This is a genomic window from Thermodesulfobium sp. 4217-1, from assembly GCF_039822205.1.
Classification (GTDB): Bacteria; Thermodesulfobiota; Thermodesulfobiia; order Thermodesulfobiales; family Thermodesulfobiaceae; genus Thermodesulfobium.
In genome coordinates, this window is sequence record NZ_JBAGBW010000024.1 from 21,871 (window position 1) to 28,434 (window position 6,564).

Here is a 6,564-nt window from a genome sequence, read left to right on the forward strand (position 1 = left end):
AAAACTAATTAAATACCTCTGGGGGTAAGAGATGTCAGTGATAACTAGGATTCCTGTTTTTAAAAAAAACCTTGAGCTTTTTGCGTATGAAATAAAGGGTTTTTACGAAGACTCATTTATGTCATGCCTTGAGGAGTGCCTTAACTCTATAGGATTAGACGTCTTAAGCAAGGATAAATTTCTTTTTTTGAACGTCCCTTCTGAGATATTTGAATTTGATAACCTAAGGGACTTGATCCCGCCAAAAAAGGCAATTTTTATAATTAACCCATCACAGATGGCTGATAAAGAGATATTTAAAAAGCTAAAAGACCAGGGAATAATGCTATGTGCAAGCATTTCAACACTTCAAGAGCTTGATAGCGTTAAAGATTTTGACTACATAAAGATTGCGTCTTCGAGATTCCAAGGAGATTGGACTCAAATACCAAATCTCTTCAAGGGCGGCAAGCTTCTCGTTGAGGTCGATGAAAAGAGCGTATTTAATAGGGCTCTGGGTTCTGGCTACGAGCTTTTCGAAGGTGATTTCTTTATCCAACCAGAGATAGTAGCAAGGAAAGAGTTATCTCCTCAAAAAACCATTATTTTGAGCATATTGGGAGATGTCAGGCAAAAAGATTTTGATTTCTCCAAGATCGAAGAAAAGATTAAAAGAGATCCATACTTGACAATGAAGCTTTTAAAGTTTATAAATTCTGCATTCTTTAGCTTTAAAACTACAATAAATTCTATAAGACAGGCGCTTGTGATACTCGGTCAGCAAGAGTTTGTCAGATGGTTAACCCTTGTAATCCTTGGAAAATTGAATGAAGGCAAGCCAGAAGAAATAGTTTATCGTGCGTCAGAAAGAGCAAGATTTATGGAGCTAATATCTAATTATGTAGGGCTTTACGAAAGATCTCAGGAAGCATTCCTATTTGGTCTATTTTCACTGGCACCAGCAATGACCGATATTGATATAAAAGAATTCGTGAACGAGATACCGATCTCAGAAGACGTAAAAACGTCACTTCTTGGAAATGGAATATTTACAGACTTATTTAGCTTAAGACTCTCAATAGAAAATGCTAATTGGATCGAGATGAAGAAAATTTCCGAAAAGTTAGGCATAAATCCAAATAAAATTGAGATTATCATTTATGAAAGCATAAAATGGGCTCATGACTCTCTTTCGTTTATAGGAAAATCGTAGTTTTATGTATAAAAATATATAAAATTTTAAGCATTATTTTAAAATAATCTATAATTATAAGTAAATTATAAAGTTCTAACACTATTATCTAGTTATTTCAAAAATGTTATAATGTGTTGTTGTATATAAAAAAATTATCCCTAAAGGGGGGATTTTGATGAAATGGATTCGCGTTAACATGTCAGACCTTTCTATCAAGGTCGAAGAGGCACCAAAGAAGTACGAACAGATGGGGGGTAGATGGCTAACATCTTCTGTAGTAGCAGATGAAGTGCCAGCTACATGTCACCCTCTAGGTCCTTTGAACAAGGTGGTAATTGCACCGGGTATCCTGAGCGGTACTACAGCTCCGTCCTCAGGAAGAATTTCTGTGGGTACCAAATCTCCTTTGACAGGCGGAATAAAAGAGGCAAATGCAGGAGCAAAGTTCGGCCAGTATCTCAAAAGAATGGGCTACAGTGCCATTATCATTGAGGGCCAACCAAAGGACAAAGAGTCAAGGTACCTTTTAAACATCAGCAAAGAGAAACTAGAGTTAGTCGACGCAGCCGAGTACAAGTTTATGGGGCTATATGAGTTAAGCGGAAAATTGGCCTCAAAATACGGAAAAGATGCAGGAATTGCTTCTGTAGGTCCAGCTGCCGAACACCTTCTTGTTGGAACAGGCATTGCGTTCAATGACATTGAGAACGCGCCAGCCAGATATGCAGGCAGAGGCGGCGTAGGCGCCGTATTTGCGTCAAAAGGCTTGAAGGCAATAGTTACCGAAGCCGTAACGGGACAAGCTGCAGTCCTCAATCATGAACTTTTTGAGACTGGCAGGAAAAAACTTCTTGCCGCTCTCCAGGAGCACGCAGTAACGAAGCCAAAGGGTGCCCTAAATACTTATGGCACTGCTGTTTTAGTAAATATTTTAAATGAGGCAGGAGCACTTCCAACAAGGAACTTCTCAAGAGGAACCTTTGATGGAGCAAAAAAGATATCTGGTGAAGCTATGGCAGAAGCGGCAGCCAAGAACCCAAAGGCAGGCATGATGGGCCATAGATGCCATCCAGGCTGCGTGATAGGCTGCAGCGTAATATATCCAGATGCACAAGGAAATTCTCATACTTCAGTTGAATACGAAACTTTATGGGCAATTGGCGCAAACTGTGAAATAGACGACCTTGACGCTATAGCGCAGATGAATTCTATGTGTAACGATATTGGTCTTGACACAATAGAATTTGGAGATGCAGTAGCAGTAGCAATGGAAGGAGGCTTGCTGCCCTTTGGAGATGCAAAGGGTGCAATAGCGCTCCTTGAAGAGGTAAAGAAAGGCAGCCCGCTTGGAAAGATCATAGGTTCTGGCTGCGGCACAGTAGGAAAAGTCTTCGGCGTCAGAAGAGTGCCAGCTGTAAAGAATCAAGGCATGCCTGCTTATGAACCAAGAGTAATCAAAGGCATAGGCGTAACATACATCACCACCCCAATGGGCGCAGACCACACAGCAGGATATTCAATTGCTCCAGAGATACTGGGCGTTGGCGGCAAACCAGATCCACACACGAACGAGGGCAAAGTGAAATTGTCAAAAGACTTCCAGGCAACCACTTGCTTTATCGACTCGACAGGATGCTGCGTATTTACAGCTTTCGCTATTCTTGACATCCCTAGCGGTTTCGAAGGAATGGTAGAGGCATGCAATGCAGTCACGGGAGCCAACTGGACTACCAGTGAAGCATACGAAATAGGGTTAAACGTTCTAAAAATGGAACATCAATATAATCTGTCTGCAGGTTTTAGCGCAAACGACGATAGACCACCTGAATTTATGAAACTTGAACCAGTTCCTCCACACAATATGGTTTGGGATATGGCTGATTCTGAATTAGATTCTATGTGGAAGTAGTTTGAAAATAACAGTTGCACTTTATGCTGGACTTAAAGCTCGCGCCTTAGCCCCTCAGGGCGCGAGCGAGTTCGACTTGGATATTCCAGAACGGTCTAAGATAGGCGATATAATAAAACTTTTGGACCTTCCTGACGACGAAGTTGCAAATATCTTTGTAGACAGATCAATAAAAGATAGGGAATTTATAATAAAAGACGGTCAAAGAGTAGCATTCTTTCCTTTGATAGCAGGAGGATAGATAGGCAGATATATAGAAAATTTGCTGCCCTCTTTGTGCTTGCTCGTTACCCTTATATCTCCCCCATGCAGTTGAATTATTTCTTTTGAAAGTGCAAGACCCAAACCAAAACCAGCGCTCTGTCTGGATGAGTCTACTCTGTAGAACTTTTCGAATAACCTGGGCAGAACGTCTTCTTTTATGCCTATTCCTGAATCGATTATATCTATAACGGCAAAATTTCCTTCTTGCCTTGAAATTATTTTTACTTCGCCGTTTTCTTTATTGTATTTTATGGCGTTGTCAACCAATGCCCAAAGCGCCCTTCTAAGATAGTCCTCATCTGCATCGACAAAGAGATCGCACGAGGTAAATGTAACGCTTATGTTTTGTGAGAGAGCCTGAGCCTCCTTGCCAATCTCTTCAATGAGTTCTTTTATATTAAGCTTCACAAAGTTTATTCTTGGTTTTGATTCCACTCTTGCCAGAAATAAAAGGTCGTTTACCAGCCTCTCCATTCTTTGGGTAGCGCCTGAGATAGTCTGAATTGACTCCTCAAGTATTTTTTTATCGTCTTTGCCCCACCTCTTCAAGAGATCATTGTAACTTTTTATTACAGCGAGAGGGGTTCTCAGATCGTGAGAGGCAGCAGCCACAAATTCTTGTTGGCTTTTAAAACCTTTTTCGAGCCTTTCGAGCATCTCGTTGAAAGCCTGAGCCAATAGATATAGTTCATCTTTGGGGCCAGATAGGGGTATCCTCTCGTCAAGTTTGCCTGTATTTATCTCTTTTACCTTACGGGTCAAAATAGCAAGGGGTCCAAGAGTATTCGTTACGCTTATATATCCGCTTACCATTGCAAACAATGTAGCTCCCATCATAAGGAATATTAGAAGCCCAGACAAAACTGCAAGAAAGTGCTTTTCTCTCTTCAGCGGATGTGCCACCTCAACGAATACCCCATCTCCAATATCCTTACCAGAAACCAGAACTTCCTGACCATTGATCAAAATAGGCTTTACGGGACCATCGTAGTAGGGAATCTTTATATTGCCAAAGTTAGGAGATTTATTGATTATCTCACCATTTTTAGATATTTGTATCCAAAGCTCCAGGCTCCCGGCCTGATCTACTAACTCTGGATCGCTTAAATTTGGGTTCTCCTCATTTTGCAGGGCGTTTTGAACATTTAAAATAGCTACTCTTATTTTCGAGTTCGCCTCTTTCGTAAGGGCGAAGTTCATGCCGAAAATTACCACAAAACCGCATAAGACTAATGTGGTAAGAAGTATTGCACAGTAGTATAGGGTAAGCCTGAGGCCTATTGAGCCATCAATATAATCCCTAAATCTTTTCATTCGAATCTATTTTTAGGGCGTATCCCACTCCTCTTACCGTATGCAAAATCTTGTTTTCAAAAGGGTCATCTATTTTTGCTCTAAGGTATCTAATGTAAACGTCTACAACGTTTTCGCTGCCATAATAGTCATAACCCCAAACGTGGTTTAAGATAGTATCTCTATTTAGAACCTTGCCCACATTTTCAGCCAGATACTTTAGCAAGTCAAATTCCTTTTTTGAGAGGCTTACTGACTTTTCTGATCTTTTTACCTCTCTTGTCTGAGGGGATATGGTCAGATCGCCCACCACAAGCTTTTCAAGGTCTTTCGTTCCCTTTCTTAACCTTGCCCTTATTCTTGCTATTAGTTCGTCAATCACAAAGGGCTTTGTCACATAGTCGTCTGCACCGAAATCAAGCCCTTTAACTTTATCCTTTACAGCGTCTCTCGCGGTCAGAATAATTATTGCAACGTCTTTTTGCGTTTTCATCCTCTTACAAACTTCAAAGCCGTCAATGCCGGGAATCATTAAATCCAGCAGAACTAAATCAAAATCTTTTTCTGAAAACAAACCTATTGCCTCATAGCCATTGTCAGCAGTATCAACGGCATACCCTTCGTGCTCAAGCTCTAACTGCAAGTATCTTGAAAGATTATACTCATCTTCAACCACAAGAATTCTATATTCGTTTTCCATAAAACACCACCAATTTAAAATATTTTTAATAATTTTAATACAGCATAGATTAAAAACAAATTAAACTTAGGACTAAAACTTCCAGACCATAGAAATCTATAAACTAAAAATAGATTTAAACACCTGAACCTTATATTAGCATTAAACAAAAATTAAAAAACTTTAATTTTATTATAAAACTTTTAAAACCTGAAAGGTATATCGTAATAGAACAATTATCGATCTTTAGGTGTTGGGAGGAAAAAATGAAAAAGGGTAAGTCATTTATTAATATTATACTTTTGATATTGTTCTTTTTGGGAACCAGTATGAGCATATTTATAATAGCAGGGGGCAAAGGGTTTTAAGCATTACCTTCAAAAGAATTTTTATATTAGTTATATACCTAAAATATATCTGCTAAAAGGGCTCTATGTCAAGGGACACTGATTTTGTCACTACAAAAGTAAATTAAGGAGACACTGATTTTGTCACCCCTCTTTGGCGTCAATATAGATATGTCAAATCTTTTGGCATCTTTAGATGTTTACAAAAGAATACACAGTTCACATCAAGAATATTTAAATAATTAAAACCTTAGAATTGAGAATATAAAAAAGATTCTGAGAGTTACGAGGTAAGCCCTGAAGATATAACAGCTTTATGTAATATTCCATCTTTGACACTTGAGCAGAATAAAAATCCTTGTAAACGTTGATGTTTAAGTCTTTTTTAGGATTTAGTATTGGTGTAAAAACTGCGTAATTTTTTCATCATTTTTGTTTAACAAATTTGATAATCAGTTCAAAGACCAAAAGCTTTGTGTGAGTTACCAGTAAAACCTATTCTTGTGTAAGTTGAAGTTTATCCCCTACTCTCATCTATTAATAATATACCCCCTTTAAAATGCTATTTATTAAGTGTATATTATGGTGTCTCGGCTCCACGATTCCAGTATGAATGGTACCAACTGTCCGGAATCGGGGAGCCACCTGGTTTGAAATAATTATTCGCTTTGCGATTTATCTAATCCAAATACTTCACGCATTGGCATTTCTTTAGGCTGGTCAATGTATTCGATATTGATTTTGTATGCATCATGTACTATACGGTCAAGAATGGCATCAGCTAATGGGTTATCATTACTGCCAAATCTTTTATACCAACCTTCCTGGCAAAATTGGAAATAGAATATAGTGGACGATTGCTTTCTACGTTTATAGATCAACTCAAAGAGATTCTTAC

General features: G+C 38.7%; 6 protein-coding genes. 3 read left to right on the forward strand and 3 right to left on the reverse strand.

The genetic code is table 11. The features are described from left to right. Window positions 1-31: 31 nt before the first annotated feature. From V4762_RS08470 to V4762_RS08480, 3 genes are all read left to right on the forward strand, one after another. On the forward strand, window positions 32-1,192 hold the full coding sequence (locus V4762_RS08470; protein ID WP_347315348.1) for an EAL and HDOD domain-containing protein: 1,161 nt from the start codon (window positions 32-34) through the stop codon (window positions 1,190-1,192). Between the two features lie 157 nt (window positions 1,193-1,349). Further along, window positions 1,350-3,083 (forward strand): aldehyde ferredoxin oxidoreductase family protein, encoded by a 1,734-nt coding sequence (locus tag V4762_RS08475; RefSeq protein WP_347315349.1) that lies wholly within the window; start codon window positions 1,350-1,352, stop codon window positions 3,081-3,083. 1 nt (window position 3,084) lies between these two features. After that, window positions 3,085-3,324, forward strand: coding sequence for a MoaD/ThiS family protein (locus tag V4762_RS08480; RefSeq protein WP_347315350.1), 240 nt, complete (start codon window positions 3,085-3,087; stop codon window positions 3,322-3,324). Here V4762_RS08480 and V4762_RS08485 read toward each other — a convergent pair. The 3 genes from V4762_RS08485 to V4762_RS08495 form a co-directional block, all read right to left on the reverse strand. Continuing rightward, complete coding sequence (locus V4762_RS08485) at window positions 3,285-4,661, reverse strand: HAMP domain-containing sensor histidine kinase (RefSeq protein ID WP_347315351.1); 1,377 nt, start codon at window positions 4,659-4,661, stop codon at window positions 3,285-3,287. The genes V4762_RS08480 and V4762_RS08485 overlap by 40 nt on opposite strands. Beyond that, window positions 4,648-5,340 carry a response regulator transcription factor gene (locus V4762_RS08490; RefSeq protein WP_347315352.1) on the reverse strand — a complete coding sequence of 231 codons (693 nt, stop codon included), beginning with the start codon at window positions 5,338-5,340 and terminating at the stop codon, window positions 4,648-4,650. The genes V4762_RS08485 and V4762_RS08490 overlap by 14 nt, the downstream gene beginning before the upstream one ends. Window positions 5,341-6,325: 985 nt before the next feature. Continuing rightward, window positions 6,326-6,564: ATP-binding protein (locus V4762_RS08495; RefSeq protein WP_347315353.1), on the reverse strand; the 239-nt coding region annotated here is incomplete at its 5' end.